Origin of the sequence: Pseudonocardia terrae (genome assembly GCF_021343995.1) — a bacterium.
GTDB classification, from domain to species: domain Bacteria; phylum Actinomycetota; class Actinomycetes; order Mycobacteriales; family Pseudonocardiaceae; genus Pseudonocardia; species Pseudonocardia terrae.
This window is the reverse complement of the sequence record NZ_JAJTTE010000004.1, coordinates 162,182-181,750: the sequence shown is the minus strand read 5'-3', so window position 1 is coordinate 181,750 and position 19,569 is coordinate 162,182. Positions and strand designations below refer to the sequence as shown.

At 73.4% G+C, this 19,569-nt stretch carries 22 protein-coding genes and 1 riboswitch; of the genes, 12 read left to right on the top strand and 10 right to left on the bottom strand.

Annotated features, from left to right (window positions below):
- Positions 1–79 precede the first annotated feature (79 nt).
- The 8 genes from paaB to pntB all read left to right on the top strand — a co-directional run bounded on the left by paaB (position 80) and on the right by pntB (position 7,172).
- Positions 80–367: a 1,2-phenylacetyl-CoA epoxidase subunit PaaB gene (gene paaB, locus LWC33_RS04350; protein WP_271214979.1), complete on the top strand. Its 288-nt coding sequence runs from the start codon at positions 80–82 to the stop codon at positions 365–367.
- Positions 364–1,287, top strand: coding sequence for a 1,2-phenylacetyl-CoA epoxidase subunit PaaC (gene paaC, locus LWC33_RS04345; RefSeq protein ID WP_233302889.1), 924 nt, complete (start codon positions 364–366; stop codon positions 1,285–1,287). The genes paaB and paaC overlap by 4 nt, the downstream gene beginning before the upstream one ends.
- Entirely contained in the window at positions 1,281–1,799 is a 519-nt protein-coding gene (gene paaD, locus LWC33_RS04340; protein WP_233302888.1) for a 1,2-phenylacetyl-CoA epoxidase subunit PaaD, read from the top strand. Before paaC ends, paaD begins: the two co-directional genes overlap by 7 nt.
- 1 nt (position 1,800) lies before the next feature.
- The gene (paaE, locus tag LWC33_RS04335; RefSeq protein ID WP_233302887.1) at positions 1,801–2,910 is read left to right on the top strand and encodes a 1,2-phenylacetyl-CoA epoxidase subunit PaaE; all 1,110 of its coding nucleotides are present in this window, start codon (positions 1,801–1,803) and stop codon (positions 2,908–2,910) included.
- Positions 2,903–3,676: an enoyl-CoA hydratase/isomerase family protein gene (locus tag LWC33_RS04330; protein WP_233302886.1), complete on the top strand. Its 774-nt coding sequence runs from the start codon at positions 2,903–2,905 to the stop codon at positions 3,674–3,676. The genes paaE and LWC33_RS04330 overlap by 8 nt, the downstream gene beginning before the upstream one ends.
- 80 nt (positions 3,677–3,756) lie before the next feature.
- Positions 3,757–3,897, top strand: a complete 141-nt coding sequence (locus LWC33_RS04325) for a hypothetical protein (RefSeq protein ID WP_233302885.1) — start codon at positions 3,757–3,759, stop codon at positions 3,895–3,897.
- A gap of 277 nt (positions 3,898–4,174) precedes the next feature.
- A complete protein-coding gene (locus tag LWC33_RS04320; RefSeq protein WP_233302934.1) occupies positions 4,175–5,728 on the top strand; it encodes a Re/Si-specific NAD(P)(+) transhydrogenase subunit alpha in 1,554 nt (517 codons plus the stop codon).
- A gap of 7 nt (positions 5,729–5,735) precedes the next feature.
- Complete coding sequence (gene pntB / locus LWC33_RS04315; protein WP_233302884.1) at positions 5,736–7,172, top strand: Re/Si-specific NAD(P)(+) transhydrogenase subunit beta; 1,437 nt, start codon at positions 5,736–5,738, stop codon at positions 7,170–7,172.
- A gap of 15 nt (positions 7,173–7,187) precedes the next feature.
- Here pntB and LWC33_RS04310 read toward each other — a convergent pair whose 3' ends face one another.
- A complete protein-coding gene (locus LWC33_RS04310; RefSeq protein ID WP_233302883.1) occupies positions 7,188–7,550 on the bottom strand; it encodes a VOC family protein in 363 nt (120 codons plus the stop codon).
- 186 nt (positions 7,551–7,736) lie between these two features.
- On the opposite strand from LWC33_RS04310, the gene LWC33_RS04305 reads away from it, so the two are divergent.
- Positions 7,737–8,621, top strand: a complete 885-nt coding sequence (locus LWC33_RS04305) for an alpha/beta fold hydrolase (RefSeq protein ID WP_233302882.1) — start codon at positions 7,737–7,739, stop codon at positions 8,619–8,621.
- 78 nt (positions 8,622–8,699) lie between these two features.
- Complete coding sequence (locus tag LWC33_RS04300; RefSeq protein ID WP_233302881.1) at positions 8,700–8,849, top strand: hypothetical protein; 150 nt, start codon at positions 8,700–8,702, stop codon at positions 8,847–8,849.
- Between the two features lie 7 nt (positions 8,850–8,856).
- On the opposite strand, the gene LWC33_RS04295 is transcribed toward LWC33_RS04300, so the two are convergent.
- The 3 genes from LWC33_RS04295 to LWC33_RS04285 form a co-directional block, all read right to left on the bottom strand.
- Positions 8,857–10,002, bottom strand: a complete 1,146-nt coding sequence (locus LWC33_RS04295) for a PLP-dependent cysteine synthase family protein (RefSeq protein WP_308190903.1) — start codon at positions 10,000–10,002, stop codon at positions 8,857–8,859.
- A gap of 27 nt (positions 10,003–10,029) precedes the next feature.
- Positions 10,030–10,638: a carboxymuconolactone decarboxylase family protein gene (locus LWC33_RS04290; RefSeq protein ID WP_233302880.1), complete on the bottom strand. Its 609-nt coding sequence runs from the start codon at positions 10,636–10,638 to the stop codon at positions 10,030–10,032.
- A gap of 84 nt (positions 10,639–10,722) precedes the next feature.
- The gene (locus LWC33_RS04285; protein ID WP_233302879.1) at positions 10,723–11,037 is read right to left on the bottom strand and encodes a DMT family transporter; all 315 of its coding nucleotides are present in this window, start codon (positions 11,035–11,037) and stop codon (positions 10,723–10,725) included.
- Between the two features lie 13 nt (positions 11,038–11,050).
- Positions 11,051–11,116, bottom strand: a riboswitch (guanidine-III (ykkC-III) riboswitch).
- 98 nt (positions 11,117–11,214) lie between these two features.
- Here LWC33_RS04285 and LWC33_RS04280 point away from each other — a divergent pair.
- Complete coding sequence (locus LWC33_RS04280; protein ID WP_233302878.1) at positions 11,215–12,150, top strand: AraC family transcriptional regulator; 936 nt, start codon at positions 11,215–11,217, stop codon at positions 12,148–12,150.
- A gap of 4 nt (positions 12,151–12,154) precedes the next feature.
- On the opposite strand, the gene LWC33_RS04275 is transcribed toward LWC33_RS04280, so the two are convergent.
- Together LWC33_RS04275 and LWC33_RS04270 are read right to left on the bottom strand one after the other, a co-directional pair.
- Positions 12,155–12,652 carry an SCO family protein gene (locus LWC33_RS04275; RefSeq protein ID WP_233302877.1) on the bottom strand — a complete coding sequence of 166 codons (498 nt, stop codon included), beginning with the start codon at positions 12,650–12,652 and terminating at the stop codon, positions 12,155–12,157.
- Entirely contained in the window at positions 12,649–14,112 is a 1,464-nt protein-coding gene (locus tag LWC33_RS04270) for a linalool dehydratase/isomerase domain-containing protein (protein WP_233302876.1), read from the bottom strand. Before LWC33_RS04270 ends, LWC33_RS04275 begins: the two co-directional genes overlap by 4 nt.
- Before the next feature lie 174 nt (positions 14,113–14,286).
- On the opposite strand from LWC33_RS04270, the gene LWC33_RS04265 reads away from it, so the two are divergent.
- Complete coding sequence (locus tag LWC33_RS04265) at positions 14,287–14,475, top strand: hypothetical protein (protein ID WP_233302875.1); 189 nt, start codon at positions 14,287–14,289, stop codon at positions 14,473–14,475.
- Between the two features lie 1,104 nt (positions 14,476–15,579).
- Here the strand turns inward: LWC33_RS04265 and LWC33_RS04260 are convergent.
- The 4 genes from LWC33_RS04260 to LWC33_RS04245 all read right to left on the bottom strand — a co-directional run bounded on the left by LWC33_RS04260 (position 15,580) and on the right by LWC33_RS04245 (position 19,568).
- Entirely contained in the window at positions 15,580–15,768 is a 189-nt protein-coding gene (locus tag LWC33_RS04260) for a hypothetical protein (RefSeq protein ID WP_233302874.1), read from the bottom strand.
- 119 nt (positions 15,769–15,887) lie between these two features.
- A complete protein-coding gene (locus LWC33_RS04255; RefSeq protein ID WP_233302873.1) occupies positions 15,888–16,634 on the bottom strand; it encodes a gamma carbonic anhydrase family protein in 747 nt (248 codons plus the stop codon).
- Between the two features lie 106 nt (positions 16,635–16,740).
- Positions 16,741–17,061 carry a hypothetical protein gene (locus tag LWC33_RS04250; protein ID WP_233302872.1) on the bottom strand — a complete coding sequence of 107 codons (321 nt, stop codon included), beginning with the start codon at positions 17,059–17,061 and terminating at the stop codon, positions 16,741–16,743.
- Positions 17,062–17,252: 191 nt separating this feature from the next.
- Positions 17,253–19,568, bottom strand: coding sequence for a hydantoinase B/oxoprolinase family protein (locus LWC33_RS04245; RefSeq protein WP_233302871.1), 2,316 nt, complete (start codon positions 19,566–19,568; stop codon positions 17,253–17,255).
- Position 19,569: the final 1 nt, after the last annotated feature.

Here is a 19,569-nt window from a genome sequence, read left to right as displayed (position 1 = left end):
TGAGGTGACGGCCGAGGGCGGACACGGCGCCGTCCCGACGACCGGGGTGCCCACCGGTGCCATCGAGAAGGGGCAGGGTGTGAAGCGGCGGGACTGGCCGCTGTACGAGGTGTTCGTGCGCGGCAAGCGCGGCCTGAACCACGTGCACGTGGGCTCGCTGCACGCGGCCGACGCCGAGATGGCGCTGCACAACGCCCGCGACCTCTACACCCGGCGCAACGAGGGCGTGTCCATCTGGGTGGTCAAGGCCGAGGACATCACCGCCTCCAGCCCGGCGGAGAAGGACCCGTTCTTCGCGCCGTCGGGCGACAAGGTCTACCGGCACCCGACCTTCTACGCGATCCCGGAGGAGGTGCCCCACCTGTGAGTCCGCACGAGGTGCACCAGGGCGAGCACGACGCGACCAACGCCTATCAGTCGCTGTCGGAGACCACCGAGCACGACGACCCGCGCTGGGCGTTCGGCACGGGCTTCGAGGACGTCGAGGCCGAGATCAGCGCACCGGTGCCCGAGGGCACCGACCCGGCCGATCTCGCGGCGTACTGCCAGATGCTCGGCGACGACGCGCTGATCTACAGCCAGCGCCTCTCGGAGTGGGTGGCCAACGCGCCGGAGCTGGAGGAGGAGGTCGCGCTGGCCAACACCGCGCTCGACCTGCTCGGCCAGGCCCGCGTGCTGCTCAGCCGCGCCGGCCACGTCGAGGGGCGGGGCCGCGGCGAGGACGCCTTCGCCTATCTGCGCGACCAGGCCGGGTTCCGCAACATCGCGCTGGCCGAGCAGTCCGACGACCTCGACTTCGCGCGGTGCATCGCCCGGCTGCTGATCTTCTCGACGTGGCGGCTCGCGCTGCTGCACCGGCTGCTGGGCTCGGCCGACCCGGTGATCGCCGCCGTCGCAGGCAAGGGCGTCAAGGAGCTGACCTACCACCGCGACTACGCCGCCCGCTGGGCCCTGCGCCTGGGCGACGGCACGGAGGAGTCACACCGGCGGATGCAGGCCGGGCTGGAGTGGGCGTGGCCGTACGTGGAGGAGCTGTTCCGCACCTCCGACGAGGAGCGCCGGCTCGTCGAGGCCGGCGTCGCGGTCGACCCCGCGGGGACCCGCGAGGAGTTCGACGCCGTCCTGGCGCAGGTCCTGGAGCAGGCCACCCTGGCTCGCCCCGAGGTGGCTCCGGTGGGCACGATCGGCGGGCGGAGCGGCCGGCAGGGCATCCACACCGAACGCCTCGGGCACGTTTTGGCCGAGATGCAGAGCGTCGCCCGCGAGCACCCGGGGGCGACATGGTGACCGGGTCCGAGCTGCGGGTGGACCTGGGCGCGCGGGACGTCGTCGCCCGGGTCGTGGACCCCGAGATGCCCATGCTGACCCTCGACGACCTCGGCGTGATCCGCTCGGTCGAGGACCACGACGGGTCCGTGGTCGTCACGATCACCCCGACGTACTCGGGCTGCCCGGCGATCGAGGTCATGCGCGACGACATCCGGATCGCGCTGGGCGAGGCCGGCTACCGCACCGTCGAGGTCCGCACCGTCTTCTCGCCGGCGTGGAGCACCGACTGGATCAGCGAGGCCGGCCGGCGCAAGCTCGCCGAGGCCGGCATCGCCCCGCCCGGGAAGGCGCCCGCCCGGGCCGCCGGGCCGATCCCGCTCACGCTGAGCGCGCCGTCGTCGCAGGTCCGCTGCCCGCGCTGCGGGGCCCCGGCGACCGAGGAGTTCTCCCGCTTCGGCCCGACGGCGTGCACCGCGCTGCGCCGCTGCCCGTCCTGCCAGGAGCCGTTCGAGCACATGAAGGAGATCTGAGGTGACCACCGCCGCCGACACGCGCGTTGACGACGAGGTCGTCGAGCCCCGCGAGTCCGGGTTCCACCGGCTGCGGGTGTCCGGACTCGAGCGGCTGTGCGACGACGCCGTCGCCGTCACCTTCGCCGTGCCTGAGGGCCTGCGCGCGGACTACACGTTCCGCCCCGGTCAGTACCTCACGCTCCGGCTGGAGACCGAGGCCGGCGAGGAGCGTCGCTCCTACTCGATCTGTGCGCCGGCCGGCGCCGAGCCCAAGGTCGGGGTGCGCCGCGTCGACGGCGGCCTGTTCTCCGAGTGGCTGGTCGACCGGCTCGAGGTCGGCGACGAGATCGAGGTCGGCCCGCCCGCCGGGTCCTTCACCCCGGAGCTGGCCGCGGGCACCCACCACGGGCTGATCGCCGCGGGCTCGGGCATCACGCCGGTGCTGTCGATCGCCGCGTCCCTGCTCGCCGCGCACGCGGACACCCGCGTCACGCTGCTCTACGGCAACCGGCGCACCGACACCGTGATGTTCACCGAGGAGATCGCCGACCTCAAGAACGCCTACGGCCCGCGGCTGCACCTGCTCAACGTGCTCTCCCGCGAGCCCACCGAGGCCGAGATCTTCAACGGCCGGCTCGACGCCGACCGGATGCGGATCCTGCTCGGGTCGCTCGTCGACGCCGAGAGCGTCGACCACTGGTGGCTGTGCGGCCCGCTCGGCATGACCGAGGACGCCGTGGCCGTGCTGGGCGAGCTCGGGGTGGAGAAGAAGCGCGTCCACCGCGAGCTGTTCTACGTCGACGAGCCGCCGCCCGAGGTGCACCGCGCCGAGGACGACGCCGAGGCGGGGGAGGGCAGCGAGGTCACGGTCGTCCTCAACGGCCGGTCCACGCAGATGACCCTGCCGCGCAACCAGTCCGTGCTCGACGCCGCGCAGAAGATCCGCGGCGACCTGCCCTTCGCCTGCAAGGGCGGGGTGTGCGGCACGTGCCGGGCCCGGGTCACCGACGGCGAGGTCACCATGCGCCGCAACTTCGCCCTCGAGGACGAGGAGGTCGAGGCCGGGTTCGTGCTCACCTGCCAGACGCTGCCGGTCTCGGACACGGTCACCGTCGACTTCGATGTCTGATCACGATCTCGTCGCCCGGGCGGACCACGGCCCCGTGCGGACGTTGACCATGACCGACCCGAAGCGGCGCAACGCGTTGTCGGTCGAGATGCGCCGCGAGCTGCGCGACGCCGTGCTCGCGGCCATGACCGACGACGAGGTCCGGGTCCTCGTCCTCACCGGCGCGGAGGGCTTCTTCTGCGCGGGCGGGGACATCTCGACCATGAGCGACGACGAGCGGCTGGGCATCCACCGGCTGCAGCTCATCGCCGACCTCGTGGAGGCGATCGTCGCGGGGCCCAAGCCGGTGATCGCCGCGATCGAGGGGGGTGCCTACGGCGCCGGCCTGTCCCTCGCCGCGGCCACGGACCACGTCGTTGCGGCCCGCGACGCCAAGCTCTGCGCCTCGTTCGGCGGGGTCGGCCTCGCGACCGACGCCGGGCTCGCCTGGACCCTGCCGCGCCGCATCGGCCAGGGCCGGGCGACCGAGATGATCCTCTTCGGCGAGGTCGTCGACGCCGAGCACGCGGCGACGATCGGGCTCGTCGAGCGCCTCGCCGAGCCCGGCGAGGCGGTCGAGCTGGCGCGGGAGCGGGCCGGCCTGCTGGCCCGACGCTCCCGGCCCGCGCTCGCCGCGACGAAGGAGATCTTCGCCGCCGGGCACACCGACCTGCGGCAGGTCCTCACCGCCGAGGCGCGGGCCCAGCGCGCCCTCTTCGCCGGATCCGACTTCGCCGAGGGCGTCGCCGCGTTCCGGGAGAAGCGGAAGCCGACCTTCCGGGACTGACACCCGCGCGGCCGGGATCGGCCGCGCGTCGCGCCTGAATTCGGCAGACCCGAGGCGGGGCGAGCCGTACCGTCACGCGTGTGGCGCGCCGAGTCGTCCGGGTCGTACCCGTGGCCGCGGACCTCGCGCTCGCTGTGCTCCTCGACGCCGGCGGCGACGACCGCGGCAACATCGATCTCGCCACCACCGTGCGGGATCTCGCCCACCGGGTGACCGCATGAGCCGACAGCGACGGATCCGGCGAGCCCGGGGCGGCACCCGTTCAGGGGATGTGACGAAATCGTCGCTTGCTGGAGTGCAGCACTACGTTAACTTTGCCAAGCAAAGCCCGCGTGGATCCACAGTGTCGCGATGCGCGTCGGCCCGGGCCCGTGTCCCCGCCGGGCTGCCGTACTTCCCGATCGACAGAGATGCCGGACATCGAGGAGAGCAATGAGCGACAGCCCAGAGGCCGCTGAAGCCACAGTGCCCCCGACAGTGCCCCCGACACCGCCCCCGCTGCGGATCGGGGTCGTGGCGGAGTCGACGAAGGCCGAGACCCGGGTGGCGTTGACCCCGGAGACGGTCCGCAAGGCGATCGACCTGGGCTATGCCGTCACAGTCGAGTCCGGCGCCGGTGTCCGCGCCGGGTTCGACGACGCCGCCTACGTCGCCGCCGGCGCGGAGGTGTCCGAGGGGCCGGTGTGGGACGCCGACGTGGTGGTCACGATCGACGCCCCGGCCGCGGACGAGATCGAGCGGCTGCGGCCGGGCAGCACGCTGGTGTCGATGCTGGCGCCCCGGTTCGAGCCGGAGCGGATCGAGGCGCTGGCCGCGCAGGGTGTCACGGCGCTGGCGATGGACGCGGTGCCGCGGATCTCGCGGGCGCAGTCGTTGGACGTGCTGTCCTCGATGGCCAACATCGCCGGGTACCGGGCGGTGATCGAGGCGGCGCACGCGTTCGGCCGGTTCTTCACCGGGCAGGTCACGGCGGCGGGCAAGGTCCCGCCGGCGAAGGTGCTGGTCGCCGGCGTCGGCGTGGCCGGGCTGGCCGCGATCGCCGCGGCGAACAGCCTGGGCGCGGTCGTGCGCGCGACCGACCCGCGTGCCGAGGTCGCCGAGCAGGTGCGCTCGCTGGGGGGTGAGTACCTGGCGGTGGAGGTCGAGCAGGAGGCGTCGACCGACGGCTACGCGAAGGCGACGTCGGAGGCCTACGACCGGCGCGCCGCGCAGATCTACTCCGAGCAGGCCGTGGACTGCGACATCATCATCACCACCGCGCTGATCCCGGGCCGCCCGGCCCCGAAGCTGATCACGGCGGCGGATGTGGCGTCGATGCGCGCGGGCAGCGTGATCGTGGACATGGCCGCGGCGCAGGGCGGGAACGTGGCGGGCACGGTCGCCGGTGAGGCGGTGGTGACCGACAACGGGGTCACGATCATCGGTTACACCGACCTGGCGGGCCGGCTGCCGGCGCAGGCCTCGCAGCTCTACGGCACGAACGTGCTGAACCTGCTCACGCTGCTCACCCCGGCCAAGGACGGGCGGCTGGTCCTGGACCTCGACGACGTCGTGGTGCGCGGGCTGACCGTGGCGCACGCGGGCGAGACGTTGTGGCCGCCGCCTTCGGTGTCGGTCAGTGCGGCCCCGGCGGCCCAGCCCGTCGTCGCCGCGCCCGAGCCCCAGCCGGAGAAGAAGCGCTCGCCGTGGGCGCGGGCCACGGTCGGGATCCTCGGTGCGCTGGCGTTGTTCGGAGTCACGGCGTTCGCGCCGGCGGAGCTGGCGGGGCATCTGACGGTGTTCGTGCTGGCCATCGTGATCGGCTTCTACGTGATCGGGAACGTGCACCACGCGCTGCACACGCCGCTGATGTCGGTCACCAACGCCATCTCCGGAATCATCGTCGTCGGCGCGATCCTGCAGATCGGCACCGGCGGCGCTGGTGCTGGAGGGGCCCTGGTCACGGCCCTGGCCGCGGTCGCGGTGCTGCTGGCGGCCATCAACATCGTCGGTGGCTTCGCGGTGACCCGCCGCATGCTGTCGATGTTCTCCCGTAGCCCCGGACGGAGCTGAGCCCCCGATGATCGACGCAGGCACCTGGACGACGGCGGCCTACCTCATCGCCGCCCTGCTGTTCGTGGTCAGCCTCGCCGGGCTGTCGCGGCACGAGACCTCGCGCTCCGGGGTGGTGTTCGGCATCGCCGGCATGACCATCGCGCTGGTCGCCACCGCGGTGGTCGCGCTGGGCTCGGCGTCCGCGCTCGGGATCGCCCTGCTGCTGGTGGCGCTGGTGATCGGCGCGGCCATCGGCCTCTGGCGGGCCCGGGTCGTGGAGATGACCGGCATGCCCGAGCTGATCGCGCTGATGCACAGCTTCGTCGGCCTCGCCGCGGTGCTGGTGGGCTGGAACGGCTTCCTCGAGGTCGAAGGTGGCGGCGTCAAGGCCGGGACGTCCGAGCTGGCCGGGTCGCTGCTGGGCATCCACCACGCCGAGGTCGTGATCGGCGTGTTCATCGGCGCGGTCACGTTCACCGGCTCGATCGTGGCGTACCTGAAGCTGTCGGCGAAGATCAAGTCGGCGCCGTTGCAGCTGCCGGGCAAGAACGTGCTGAACCTGGGCGCGCTGGTGGCGTTCGCCGTGCTCACCGTGGTCTTCGTGATCACCCCGAACGTCGGGCTGCTGGTCGTGGTCACCGCGCTGGCGCTGCTGCTCGGGGTGCACCTGGTCGCCTCGATCGGCGGCGGGGACATGCCGGTGGTGGTGTCGATGCTCAACAGCTACTCCGGCTGGGCCGCGGCGGCGTCGGGCTTCCTGTTGGGCAACGACCTGCTGATCATCACCGGCGCGCTCGTGGGCTCCTCGGGTGCCTACCTGTCCTACATCATGTGCAAGGCGATGAACCGCTCGTTCCTCTCCGTCATCGCCGGCGGCTTCGGCGCGCCGACGTCGTCGGGCGGGGCCGAGGTGACCGGCGAGCACCGCGAGATCGACGCCGCCGGGGTCGCCGAGATGCTGGCCGGCGCCCGGAGCGTGGTGATCACTCCGGGTTACGGGATGGCCGTGGCGCAGGCGCAGTACCCGGTCGCGGACCTGACTCGCAAGCTGCGCGAGCAGGGCGTCGAGGTGCGGTTCGGGGTGCACCCGGTCGCCGGGCGGCTGCCCGGGCACATGAACGTGCTGCTGGCCGAGGCGCAGGTGCCCTACGACATCGTCCTGGAGATGGACGAGATCAACGACGACCTCGCCGACACCGACGTCGTCCTGGTCATCGGGGCCAACGACACCGTCAACCCGGCCGCGGCCGAGGACCCCGGCTCGCCGATCGCGGGCATGCCGGTGCTGCGCGTCTGGGAGGCCGGCAACGTGATCGTGTTCAAGCGGTCCATGGCCACCGGCTACGCCGGCGTGCAGAATCCGCTGTTCTTCCGCGAGAACACCCAGATGCTCTTCGGCGACGCCAAGGAACGCGTCCAGGACATCCTCGCCGCGCTCAAGAGCCTCACCCCCACCGGCTGACGTCCCGGCCGGGGGTCATCCCGTCGTCGGGCTTCCGGCGGCGACGGGGTGGCGCGGCTGGTAGAGGCCGAGCGCACCACCGCCGGGCAGGCGGATCGAGGTGCGCCGGCCCCAGCCCTCGTCACTGATCCCGCCGTCGAACGACACCCCGCGCCCGGTGAGGTCGGCGACGGTCGCCTCGATGTCGTCGCACAGGAGGTAGAGCTCGTGGGCCGGCGCGCCGCCGGTCGGGTGCACCGCGATCTCCGCGGGCGGCAAGGCGAGGATGAGCCAGCCGCCCCCGGCGTCGACCGAGCGGGTGCCGAGGAGCGTGCGCAGGAAGGCCCGGTCGGCCTCGGCGTCGGTGCTGTAGAGGATCGCGTGCGCGCCCGTGATCATGTGTCTCCTCCGGGGAAGCCGCCGTGGGTGGTCGACAGTCTGCTCGCGCGGACCGACCTGCGCGCGGGCCGGGCAGCCGCCACGAGCGGGTGAAATCCGCGGGCCCCCGGTTAGCGACGGGAAGGACTCCGACGAGCAGGGAGGTGAGATCTCCCCGTCCCCGAAGGAGTGAGGGAAGGAGCGACCATGACCGAGGAAGCCCTTCGCCGGGAGATCGCCGAGACGAGCCTCGGGCCCGTCGAGTACGCGGTGGTCGGTACCGGCGCCCCGGTCCTCGTCCTGCACGGCAGCCCCGGTGGGATCGACGCGGCCGCGTTGATGGCCGGGTTCCTCCCGCGCGAGGACGTTGCGGCGGTCCTGCTCTCCCGTCCCGGCTACCTCGGGACCGAGCTGGGCGAGCGCACCACCGTCGACCGGCAGGGCGACCTGTACGCCGCCCTGCTCGACCACCTCGGCATCGAGCGCGCGGGCGTCCTCGCGTGGTCGGGCGGCGGGCCCTCCGGCTACCGCTTCGCGGTGCGGCATCCCGCCCGGGTAGACGCCCTCGTGGCGTTCGCCGCGGTCAGCCAGGCGTACCACGACCCGCACACGGACCTGGCCACCCGCCTGCTGTTCACCACGGGCGCCGGGCGTTGGCTGCTGCGGCTGCTGGCCGCCCACCAGCCCAGGCAGTACATCGCCGGGGCGCTGTCCGGCGAGGGCGACCTGACCCGCGAGCAGCTGGCCCGGCGCGTGGAGGAGGTCTTCACCGACCCGGTGAAGCGCGACTTCGTCCTGGCCATCGGCCCGACGGCGAGCCAGGACCGGAGCCGGCGCGCCGGGTACCGCAACGACCTCGAGCAGTTCGCCGCCATCACCTCGCTCGAGCTGGAGAAGATCACGGCGCCGACCCTGCTCGTCCATGGCGGTGCCGACAACGACGTCCCACCGGCCCACAGCGCCTTCGCCGCCGCGACCATCCCCGGCGCCGAGCTGCTGACGTTGGACGCCGGGACGCATCTGGCGCTCTACACCCACCCGGACGCCGCCTCGGCCCAGGCCCGCGTCGTCGACTTCCTGCTCCGCCGCTGAACTCGCCGCCGTCCGGCCCTGTCGGCGCGGCGGCGGGGCGGGCAGGCTGGGCGGCGTCTCGATCCGGAGGAGCAGCCGATGACGCATCCCCAGGAACCCGGCGCCGCGCCCGGCGAGGCCGCCGCGACCGACGAGGCGCCGGTGGCCACCGGCCCCTTCGACGACGCGACCCTCGCCCGGCTCGTGCACGACCTCGACGTCGCCAACGACTGGCACGGCGGCCCGTGAGCGGAGCCTAGAACTCGCCGGTCGCGAGGAAGCGCTCGATCCGTTCGGTGTGGGGCGTGAGGTCCAGGCCCTGGGCGGCGACCCAGTCGTCGTCGTAGTAGCTGTGCCGGTAGCGCTCGCCGCCGTCGCAGATCAGGGTGACGACGCTGCCCCGCACGCCGTCGGCCAGCATCCGCGCGACCAGGTGGTAGACGCCCCACAGGTTCGTGCCGGTGGAGCCGCCCGCGAACCGCCCGGTGCGCTCGTGCAGGTGGCGCACGGCCGCGATGCTCGCGGCGTCGGGCACCGGAAGCATCAGGTCGATCACCCCGGGGACGAAGCTGGGCTCCATCCGCGGCCGGCCGATCCCCTCGATGCGGCCGGGCAGCCCGGTGGCGAAGTCCGCCGCGCCGCTCGCCCAGCCCGGGAGGAAGGCGGAGTTCTCCGGGTCGACGACGGCGAGCCGGGTCGGCATCCGCCGGTAGCGCAGGTACCGGCCGATCGTCGCCGAGGTCCCGCCGGTGCCCGCGCCGACGACGATCCACTCCGGCACCGGGTACCGCTCCTGCGCGAGCTGGGCCACGATCGACTCGGCGATGTTGTTGTTGCCCCGCCAGTCCGTCGCCCGCTCGGCGTAGGTGAACTGGTCGAGGTAGTGCCCGCCGCACTCGGCGGCCAGCCGCTCCGCCTCGGAATAGATGGTCGGCTCCGCGAGCTCCGCCTCGGAATAGATGGTCGGCTCCGCGAGCTCCGCCTCCGCGGACATCTCCGCCCCGTGCTCCACGGGATGGCACCGGCCGCCGTACCGCTCGATCAGCGCGATCTTCTCCGGGCTGGTGGAGCGCGGCAGCACCGCGACGAACGGCACCCCGATCAGCTGCGCGAAGTAGGCCTCGGACACCGCGGTGGACCCGGAGCTGGCCTCGACGACCGTGGTGTGCGGCCCGATCTGGCCGCTCACCAGGGCGTGCAGGAACAGCGAGCGGGCCAGCCGGTGCTTGAGGCTGCCGGTGGGGTGCACCGACTCGTCCTTGAGGTAGACGTCGATGCCCCAGCCGGCGGGCATCGGCAGCACGTGCAGGTGGGTGTCCGCGGAGCGGTTCGCGTCGGCCTCCACGCGCCGCACCGCCTCGTCGACCCACCGCCGGTCCGTGCCCGCCCGCTCCACCGCCACGGTCGCGACCGTATCCGCCCGCGCCGGTTACCCGGACCCGGGACCGGCGGGGCGGAAGGTCGCCAGGGCGCCGGCGAGCATCGCGTAGTAGCCGACGAGCCAGACCAGGGCCGCGAGGGTGTCGCGGCCGAGCGCGGCGAGCGCACCGGTGTACAGGTCGTCGTCGACGTCGCGGTCGACGAGCAGGGCCCGGGTGATCCGCAGCGCGTGCTGCTCGGCAGGGTCGAGGCCGGCCGGCTCGGTGCCGTCGAGCAGGGCCTGGAGCTGGTCGCCGGTCAGGCCGGCGTCCCGGGCAGCGCCCTCGTGCGAGGACCACTCGAACTCCGACCGCACGTGCGCGGCGACCGCGAGGACCGCCAGCTCACGCAGCCGCGGCGGCAGGTCGGGATCGGTGCGCAGGGCCGCACCGACCTGCTGGACGGCGGCGCCGATCCGTGGGGAGTGCAGCATCGCCCCGAACGGGCCGAGCAGCCGTCCCTCGTCGTCGACGAGCGGGACGCGGCTCTGCGCGCGGCGCGGCCCGTCGGCGATCAGGTCGTGCAGGGCGGCCCGATCGGGGTCCAGTTCCGCGCGCGCCTGGGGGCTGCTGCGGGGCGGGCCGGGCCGCTCGGGGCGGCCCGTGAGCTCGTCGGTCACGCGACGTGCGCGCTGTCGGTGATCATGGTCGTCCTCCTACCGCGGTCGCTCGGAGCGTACGACGCAGTGGACGGGCCAGAGCGCTCAATGCAGGAACTTCAGCCCCACCACGCCGGCCACGATCGCGAGGAGGCACAGCAGCCGGGCCGCGGTCGTGGGCTCGCCGAGGGCGACCATGCCGTAGATCGCGGTGCCGACCGCCCCGATGCCGACCCACGTCGCGTACCCCGTGCCGACCGGGATGGACCGCAGTGCGTACGCGAGACCGGTCATGCTCAGGACGAGCGCCACGAGGAACGTGACGGAGGGCAGGACCGCCGTGAACCCTCGGCTGCGGGCGAGCGCCGCGGCCCAGACGGTCTCCAGGACACCCGAGACGACGAGAACGATCCACGCCACGACACACCTCCGGCACGCGTCGTCTTGTCGTGCCGGGTACGACGCGCTCGTCCGGGGAGTCCGCGGGAGGCGGGTCCACGACCGACCGTAGCAACATTGCCGTCGGTCGGACCGCCGTGGTGACCGGCCTGACCGGCGCCGATCGCGGCGGGGGAGGCCCCGGCCTAGCATCACGGGATGTTCTCTGCGGCCGCCTCCTCGTTCGACGAGTGGAGCGCGATCGCCGAGACCAGCTTCGTCCCGCTCCGGGTCCGCCCGCCCGCCGCGGGGGCCGCGGAGTTCCGCGGCGAGATCGTCGGGCGCGGGCTCGACCCACGCGTGGGCCTCTCCCGGATCGCCGCCGATCCCTGCCGGATGACCCGCCCCGGCTCGGTGGACGACGCACCGGACACCCTCTTCCTCTCGATCCAGCGCAGTGGCGCCGTCCGGGTGGCGCAGGCCGGGCGGGTCGTCCGCGCGGTCGCGGGCGAGGCCGTGCTGTACCGCAGCCGCGAGCGGCTGTCGCTCGAGTGCGAGGCGTCGACCTCGTGCCTGACCGTGCAGGTGAACGACGGCGCGGGGCTCGACGAGGCCGCCGTGGCGGCCGGCCTCGCGCGGACGATCCCCGCGTCGTCCCCCGCGTTGCGCGTGCTGACCGGCACCGCGGACACGCTCGAGCGAACCGCCGACGGGCTGGACGTGGCCTCCGCCGGCCGGATGTCGTCGGCGCTGCTGGAGATGCTCGACGCGCTGCTCGGCTCGCTCGACGGGACCGAGGCGCTGCCGTCCGGCCCGGTCGCCCTCGCCGCGACGATGCAGCGGTTCGTGCTGGAGAACCTCGCCGACCCGCGGATGTCCGTCGACGCGATCGCCCGGCGCTTCGGCGTCTCCGGCCGCTACGTGACGCGCGTGTTCGCCGACGCCGGGCATCCGCCGCCGGCCACGTTCCTTCGGGACGAGCGCCTCCGGCGGGCCGCCCGCCTGCTCGAACGGGAGCCCCGCCCGACCGTCGCCGCCGTCGCGACCCGGTGCGGGTTCGGCGACGCGACCACGTTCGCCCGGGCCTTCCGGCGCCGATTCGGAATGGCGCCCGGGGGGTGGGCCCGCGCGGGCGCGCCGCCCGCGTCCGCCTGATCGTTCAGGCGCGCGGGGCGGTGAGCAGCGCCGCCAGGTCCGTGGCGATGGCCTCCGCGGTCCGGGTGTCCGACCAGTACCGGGCGGGGGCCGCGTCCGGGTCGAGCAGATACGTGATCGCCGTGTGCTGCACGTCGTAGCCGGCCGGGGTGGCGCGGCGGCGGGTGAAGACCCGGAAGGACGCCGCCGCGTCGCCGGTCTGCTGCGCGGTGCCGGTGAGGCCGGTGAACCGGGGGTGCGTGGCACCGAGGAAGGCCTTCATGCGTTCCGGGGTGTCGCGGTCGGGATCGACGGTGACGTACAGCGGCGCCACAGCCGCGGCGTGCGCCCCCAGCCGGTCCAGCACGTCGTCGAGCTTGGCCAGGGCGCGGGGACAGACCACCCGGCACGAGGTGAACCCGAACTGGACCAGCTGCCAGCGGCCTCGGTAGGTCCGCTCGGTGACGGGGGTGCCGTGGTGGTCGACCAGCGAGTACGTCGCCCGCAGCGGCGGGGCGGTCACGACGCGGCCACCAGGTCGACGGCCGGGCCGTCCGGGACGTCGAGCACGAACCGGACGCGCGGGGTGATCTCCGCGCCGCCAAGGCGCAGCCGCGCGCCGGCGGGCAGGCCGGCCAGGGTCACGGTGCCGTCGCCGGGCACGGTGCGGTCGCGGCGCAGCCTGGCGTGCAGCACCCCGTCGACGACCTCGGCCCGGCTGACCTCGACGTCGCGGTCGACCGCCGTCAGCCGCGGTTCCTCGTGGTGGCCGGCCGGCCACGGCTGCTGGTAGATCCCGCGCAGCCCGTCGGGGACGTTGAGCCGGGCGTAGCCGAGCAGGACGTTGCCGGACATGGGTTCGATCTCGGTGCGGCGCCCGTCGGGGTCGGCCGGGGTGTCGTTGCGCGAGTAGTGGAGGCCGCCGTCGCGCCAGGTGGGGTTCATGAAGCGGTCGGCGTGGGCGAGCAGGCCGTCGAGGGTCTCCCGGTCGCCCATCTCGGAGGCCCAGGCGGCGACCCAGCCGAGGTCGCAGGTGTCGGACACGATCTCCTGACCCATGACCTGCCGCGCGGGAGCCGACGGCACGGACAGCGTGCCGTCCGGACCCGGTTCGAGGAAGTCGGCGACCTGCCGGCGGTAGTGCCGGTGCACGAAGTCGTGGTTCCAGGTGTTCATCAGTGCCCCGCACCAGGCGTCGACCCAGGGGGAGGGGCGCTCGTTGGGCCGCACCTCCCGGGTGTCCTCGGAGATCATCATGGCGTAGTGGCCGCCGGCGTCGAGGCGTCCGAAATCGGCCCACGCCTTCTCGTAGCCGGCGACGACGTCGTCGGCGCGAGTGCCGCCGGTGATCTGGTCGTGCAGCCGGAAGCCGAGGATGGCGGGCTGGTTGCAGATCTGGAACACGCAGTTCGGCTCGCAGGCGACGCCGAGGTAGCCGGACTCGACCATGAGCCAGTAGAGGTGCTCGGTGAGCGAGTCCCGGTCGTAGGCGAACCGCTTCTCGGGCCCGCCCCAGAAGAACGACCAGTGGCGGAAGGTCAGCGAGCCGGGCGCGGCGTAGTGGTCGGTGCCGAAGAGCTGGTCGTGCAGCGCGGCACAGGACTGCACGTAGGCGGAGTACATGATGTTGTCCCGGGCGACCGGGTCCCACTCCTCGCCGAGCCGGTCGGAGAGGTGCGCGTTGAACACCGAACCGCCACGGGAGACGTCGCGCCAGTACAGCCAGACCTCGGGCATGAGGAGCTTCTCGATCAGCCGGCGGATCGTGGGGGCGAACAGTCCGGGCGCGGCGGGCAGCTGGTGCCGGTGGGCGAGGGCGAGGCCGTAGACCATGTACGCGAGCTGGAAGCGGTAGCCGCCGAAGTCGTCCTGGCTCACGCCCTTGCCGTGCATCTGCGACCAGTCGTTGGGCAGCTGCCGGGACAGGTTGTCCCAGTGCCGCAGGTGCCCGAGCTGCTCACGGGTCAGCACGCCGTCGGACATCGTCGTCCTCCCTCCGGCGACCGCGCGCATCGCGCTCGCCGCGCCGGACGCTAGCGGCTCCTCGGGCCACGGATCCGACGTTCCGGGAACCGGTCGAGGTCGTTCCCGGAACCACGATGAGACGGGCGCGGCGCCGGAGTCTTCCCTGCGAGGACCCGGACCAGGAGGCACGCCATGTTCACCACCACGCTCTGCCGCACCTGCACCGCGATCGTGACCGTCCCCGCGGCCGCGCTCACAGCCCGGCCGTGCCGCTGCCGCGGCTGCGGAGCCGTCGTGACGCACGAACCATGGGAACCCGAACCGGCCGCCCAGGTACTGGCCTTTCCCGCGCGCGAGACGTGGCTCGCCAGTGCCGCGTGACCCGCCGGAGCTCGGGCACCCGTCGGCGAGCCCGCCGAGCAGGCCCGCAGAAGGTGTCGTCGCCGTTGGGCGCACGCCTGCGGGTAGGTGGCGTCCGTGCCGGAGGCCGGAGGAGCGTGACGCCGAGTGCCGGGCCTCGACCGGGACAACGCCTGTGAGTAGGTGGCGTCCGTGCCGGAGACCGGAGGAGCGTGACGCCGACCACGGCCTCGACGTGCCGGGGTCAGCCCGGACGGCGGTTCCGCGGCCGGGTGTTTGGGTCGGCGCAGCCGTGGCATCCGGCTCCTGCCGGGCACAGCGAAAGTCCTCGTCGGGGCGGTGGCGTGTCCGGGTGCCGGGGTCCATCGGTTCATCGACCGTGGGGCACAACCTCGGTGCGGGAGTCCCGCGGCCGTCAGCCGGGCTCGGTGGTCGCCGCGGGGCTCCACATCCCGGCTCGCGCACGGAGCGCGAGGGCAGGTGAACCGCTTCCGCCGGGGAGTGGGATCAGGAAGACCTGTCGGAGGGGGCGTGGGAGAGATCGGGGAAGCGCGTCCCCTCCACCGACCAGGAGGCGTCCAGGCACCCCCCGCACCACTGGGCGTCTCACCCCGGGGGCGCACGTCGACGATCCTCCAGCCGGGACGTGCGCTCCCCCTCCGGGGCCGTGATCACCCCGTCAGGGCGCGACCAGGTCTGCCGGTGCCATGATCACCTCTTCGGGGCGCGGGGAGTCGTTGTCCGGCGCGGCGCGGGGAGTCGTTGTCCGACGCTCCGCGTCCACGTCTGGTGATCACGGATCAGGTGCGGCAGCACGATCACTCGCGGTGGAGGGGGAGAGTCGCTTTCCGACCCACGCCGTCCATGCCTGGCGATCTTCTTCGACCCGGCGATCGGCTGCTCGGTCGATACCCGGCCCCTCCGTCCTTGTCCGGCGATCTTCTTCGGCGCGGGGCCCGCTGCCCCGCTCGTTCCCCGACCTCCCCCGTCCACATCCGACGATCATGGAGCGAGTCCGGCGGCATGATCACTCGTCACGGACGGGGAGGGTCGATTTCCGACCCTCCCCGTCCACGAATGACGATCATGATCTGGGAAGCCCCTCAGCAAGGTGCACCCGGATGGTCAGCCGACGAGCCGGGTGATGAGCCGACGCTGCAGGTCGAGGGCGCGCTGCGGGGCGCCGGGGCAGGCGGTCCGGATCCGGGCGCGGTCCCGGTCCCGGTCCTGGTCCCGGTCCTGGTCGTCGTCCCGGTCGTGGTCCTGGTCGTCGAAGCGGTCCTGCCCGGCGGGACGGGTGAGGGTGGCGGTCATCGGGTCCTCCTCGGTTCGGTGCTACGGAGGACCCTGCTCCGGACCGCGGCCCCGCACCGTCGGCCCGCCGGCCGGTGTGCCGGTGGAGCGCGGTGTCGGGCGATCGGGGGACGGCCGCCCTACAGGAACCGCTGGTCCACGGTGACCTCGGCCGACGCGGAGTTCCGGTGCCGGCCGCCGCCCTCCTCCTCCGGCTCGTGTGTGAGCAGGTCGCGCTGGCTCGGGAGGAGGACGACGTCCCGGTTGTGCAGGGCCAGGGCCCGCGCGTAGCGGCGGGCGATGTCCTGCATCGGGGTGTCGGTGCCGCCGACCCCGAAGACGGTGCCCGCGTAGTCCAGCGGACCCATCAGCTCCCGGATGCGGTCCTGGTCCGAGGGCGCCACCAGCTCGGCCGGGTCGCCGCCGGCGAACCAGCCCATCGGCACGGCCGTGCCGGCGGGGACGACCGTGTTGACATGCACCACGGCGTGGAAGTCGATCTCCGCCCCGACCCCGATGCGTGCGCCGTTGAAGACGACCGCACCGGTCGCGATCCGGGTGTCACCCTCGACCACGCAGCCGGTCAGCGAGGCGTGCGGCCCGACGAGGACGTGGTCGCCGAGCCGGGTGGGGTGCCGGGCCACGCCGCGCACCACCGCGTTCTCCATGATCACACAGTGGGCCCCGATGTCGACCGGCCCGCCCTCCGCGGTGATCACGGCCCCGAAGAGGACCCGGCTGTGGGGGCCGATCGTCACGTCCCCGCACAGCACGGCGTTGGGGGCGATGTAGGCGGACTGCGCCACCCGGGGACTCTGCAGCCGGTGCCGGACGAACACCGCGTGCCGGCCGACCGGCCGTGGCAGTGGCTGGTACTCCTCACCCATGGCGGCCTCCCGCCGAACACGACCATGTGGGCAGGAAATTGTCCTCGCGGGCGGTACGCACGACAAGGTCCGCGAGGCCCCCGGCCTCGCGGACCCGTGCCCGTGGTCAGCAATGCGGCGACACGGGCGCGACGGAGATCACGCTGCGGTGCACGTACTCCGAGCCGTGGGAGCCGGAGATCCGGAACCAGTTGGGGTTGCCGGTCAACGTCTGCCCCTCCGTGTGGCAGATCGTGTGCACCCCGGACCCGGGTGCGAGCTTCCGGATCGGTGCGGACTGCGTCGACGGGGTGGAGTAGGAGGTCGTCGGGGTGAGGACGAGGCCGGTCGGGTCGGCGTGCTCCTCGGCCCCGGCCACCCCGGCGATGCCGACGAGTCCGAGGACGGCGAGCCCGCCGGTGGCGGCGACCGCGATTCGCTTGTTCATCGTCAGGAGTCCCTTCGTGGCGTCTGCCCGGGTGGTTCCGGGTTGTCTCGAAGGGTGCTGCGGCGCGCGTCCCGCCGGGACCGGGTGATCGGCCGACCTGGCGGGGGACGCGGGAGGCGCCCGACCGGGGGACAGGGCCGGCCGTGACGGGTGGGCGAGCGGGAGGCAGCGCCGCTCGCCCACCCGTCGGGTCAGCCGGTCGCCACCGTCGGGCGCCCGAGGGTGACGGCCCGGTCGGGATGGTCGGCGGGGACCACCGCGGAGGACAGCGCCGTCCAGCACGACGGGCAGCTGTACTGGCGGAACACGACCGGGGCGTCGACGTAGTCCGCGGCCGTCGCGATGATCTGCGGCCCGGCCTCGGTCGGCGCTCCGTCGTAGATCCCGACGGCGAGCGGGCCTGCGCCGGTGTCGCCGAGGACCTCGCCGCAGCGGCCGCAGGCGACGGCGGTGCCGGCGCCGGAGCCCACCTCGACGAGGTTGTCGTCCACCCGCCTGACCGAGGACAGGTCGGCCTTGCCACGGGTCTCGCCCGCCACCCGGGACCGGTCCCGACGCACCCCGCGCAGCCGCTCGCGTTCGGCCGCGGTCGCCGCCGGATCGACCTGGCCGCCGGCCAGGACCACGCCGTAGACCGCGGCGACGGCGTCGGCGGTGATCTTCTCCTCGCGCAGGTCGCGGGCCACGGCCTCGGGATCGCGGGTCAGCGGGTCGCCGTAGCCCCCACCGCCCTGCCAGGTCATCGAGAAGACCTCGCCGGGCGCCAGGTAGCTCGACGCATAGTTCTGCCCGGGCTCCAGCGTGTCGCTGATCTCCGCCAGCGACGACGGCATCCGGCCCGACGCGAGGATCTCGGCGACCCGGCTCTGCCGCGCGACGACGTCGAGCCCCGAGTTGCCGGGGTGCCCGCCGGACAGGCCGGCGTTCTGCGCCACCGCCTTGCCCGCGGACGCGAGCACCAGGCCCATCGGGATCGAGGTGCCGTGCGGGGTGAACGCGATGGACGCGCCGAGCCCGCCCCGGTGGCGCCCGGGCCCGCCGGAGTCCGGCTCCTCGCGCCGCCACAGCGTGAGCAGCGGATAGAGGAACTCGGTCATCTCGACGTCGGGCACCCGGCCCATCGGGATGCAGAACAGCCCGCCGGTGTCGACGCCGTCGGCGTGCGGGCGTGCGCCGTAGCCGCCGGCCATGGGCTCCATCATGATCGACAGGAACGGGGCGGGCTGCTCGCCGCGCTCGTCGAGCCCGGCGATCACAGCGGTGTCCCAGGTGCCGCAGCACGTGGCCTGCACGTTCTTGCCCAGCTCCAGATCCCGGTCGAGCATCTGGGACAGGCACTCCGCGATCAGGCTGCCGGTCAGCCAGGCCGGGCCGATCGGCCCGCGTCCGACGGCCGCCGGGAAGGTCGCGTTGTTGAGCGTGCCCTCCTCGGTCACGAGGTCGAAGCAGCGCATCAGCCCGCCCGCGGACCAGGGGATGTCGTTGGCCAGGATCGGCAGCAGCGCCAGCATCACGCCGCCGCGCATGCCCGCGTAGGTGCAGTTGATGACGCCGGCCTGCGGGTCGGTGCCGGTGAAGTCGAAGGTGAGGTGGTTGCCGGTCTTCGTGGTGGTGACCGTGATCTTGTGCAGGTCGCGGTCGCCCTCGTGGGACTGGTCCTGGTAGCCGGTGGCGGTCCAGGAGCCGTCCGGCAGCGCGGTGAGCTTGTCCCGCAGGCGGTGTTCGGCGTCGGACATCATCCGCTTCATCACGGCCTTGACCGTGTCCGCGCCGTACTGCGCGATGAGCGCGTGGAGGCGCTCGGCCCCGACGTTGTTCGCGCCGATCTTCGCCCGCAGGTCCAGGCCGATGAGCATCGGGACGCGGGAGCGGCGCACCCAGAGGTCCGCGACGTCGCGCTGCAGCTGTCCGCCCCGGACGACCTTGACCGGCGGGGTGGGCAGGGACTCGGAGAAGACGTCCTGCGCGGCGGGGGAGAAGGAGCCGAGCCCGACGCCGCCGAGGTCCGGCTGGTGCGCGATCGCGCTGGTCCAGGCGAAGAGCTTCCCGTCGTGGAAGACGGGCTGGTAGACCATGACGTCGTTCTGGTGCAGCCCGCCGCCGACCCAGGGGTCGTTGGTCAGGAACATGTCGCCGGACTCGATGCCGGGGTTGTCCGCGCGGTTGCGCAGCGTCCAGTAGATGGCCAGGTCGACGGCGCCGACGAGCATCGTGTTGTAGAGCCCGACCTGCACCTCCTGGCCGAGCTCGTCGGAGATGGCGAAGTCGAAGTCGTTGGCGTCGGTGACGATCGGCGAGCCGGACATGCGCTTGAGCGCCTCGCCCATCTCGTCGGTCACCGACCACAGCCGGTGCCGGATGACCTCGTAGGTGAGCGGGTCCAGCGCGTCGACCTGCTCCTGGGTGACGGTGTGGACCTGCAGCGACGACGGGAGCGAGCGGGCGAGCTCGTCGGGGTCGACGGGGCGGCTGGAGAAGGCCTCCGAGCCGGGGATCGGCATGGTCATC

Coding starts and splice junctions, on each gene's coding strand:
- paaD (WP_233302888.1), top strand. CDS start 1,281: ATGGTGACCGGGTCCGAGCTGCGGGTGGACCTGGGCGCGCGGGACGTC.
- LWC33_RS04330 (WP_233302886.1), top strand. CDS start 2,903: ATGTCTGATCACGATCTCGTCGCCCGGGCGGACCACGGCCCCGTGCGG.
- pntB (WP_233302884.1), top strand. CDS start 5,736: ATGATCGACGCAGGCACCTGGACGACGGCGGCCTACCTCATCGCCGCC.
- LWC33_RS04310 (WP_233302883.1), bottom strand. CDS start 7,550: ATGATCACGGGCGCGCACGCGATCCTCTACAGCACCGACGCCGAGGCC.
- LWC33_RS04305 (WP_233302882.1), top strand. CDS start 7,737: ATGACCGAGGAAGCCCTTCGCCGGGAGATCGCCGAGACGAGCCTCGGG.
- LWC33_RS04300 (WP_233302881.1), top strand. CDS start 8,700: ATGACGCATCCCCAGGAACCCGGCGCCGCGCCCGGCGAGGCCGCCGCG.
- LWC33_RS04280 (WP_233302878.1), top strand. CDS start 11,215: ATGTTCTCTGCGGCCGCCTCCTCGTTCGACGAGTGGAGCGCGATCGCC.
- LWC33_RS04270 (WP_233302876.1), bottom strand. CDS start 14,112: ATGTCCGACGGCGTGCTGACCCGTGAGCAGCTCGGGCACCTGCGGCAC.
- LWC33_RS04265 (WP_233302875.1), top strand. CDS start 14,287: ATGTTCACCACCACGCTCTGCCGCACCTGCACCGCGATCGTGACCGTC.
- LWC33_RS04260 (WP_233302874.1), bottom strand. CDS start 15,768: ATGACCGCCACCCTCACCCGTCCCGCCGGGCAGGACCGCTTCGACGAC.
- LWC33_RS04255 (WP_233302873.1), bottom strand. CDS start 16,634: ATGGGTGAGGAGTACCAGCCACTGCCACGGCCGGTCGGCCGGCACGCG.
- LWC33_RS04250 (WP_233302872.1), bottom strand. CDS start 17,061: ATGAACAAGCGAATCGCGGTCGCCGCCACCGGCGGGCTCGCCGTCCTC.
- LWC33_RS04245 (WP_233302871.1), bottom strand. CDS start 19,568: ATGACCATGCCGATCCCCGGCTCGGAGGCCTTCTCCAGCCGCCCCGTC.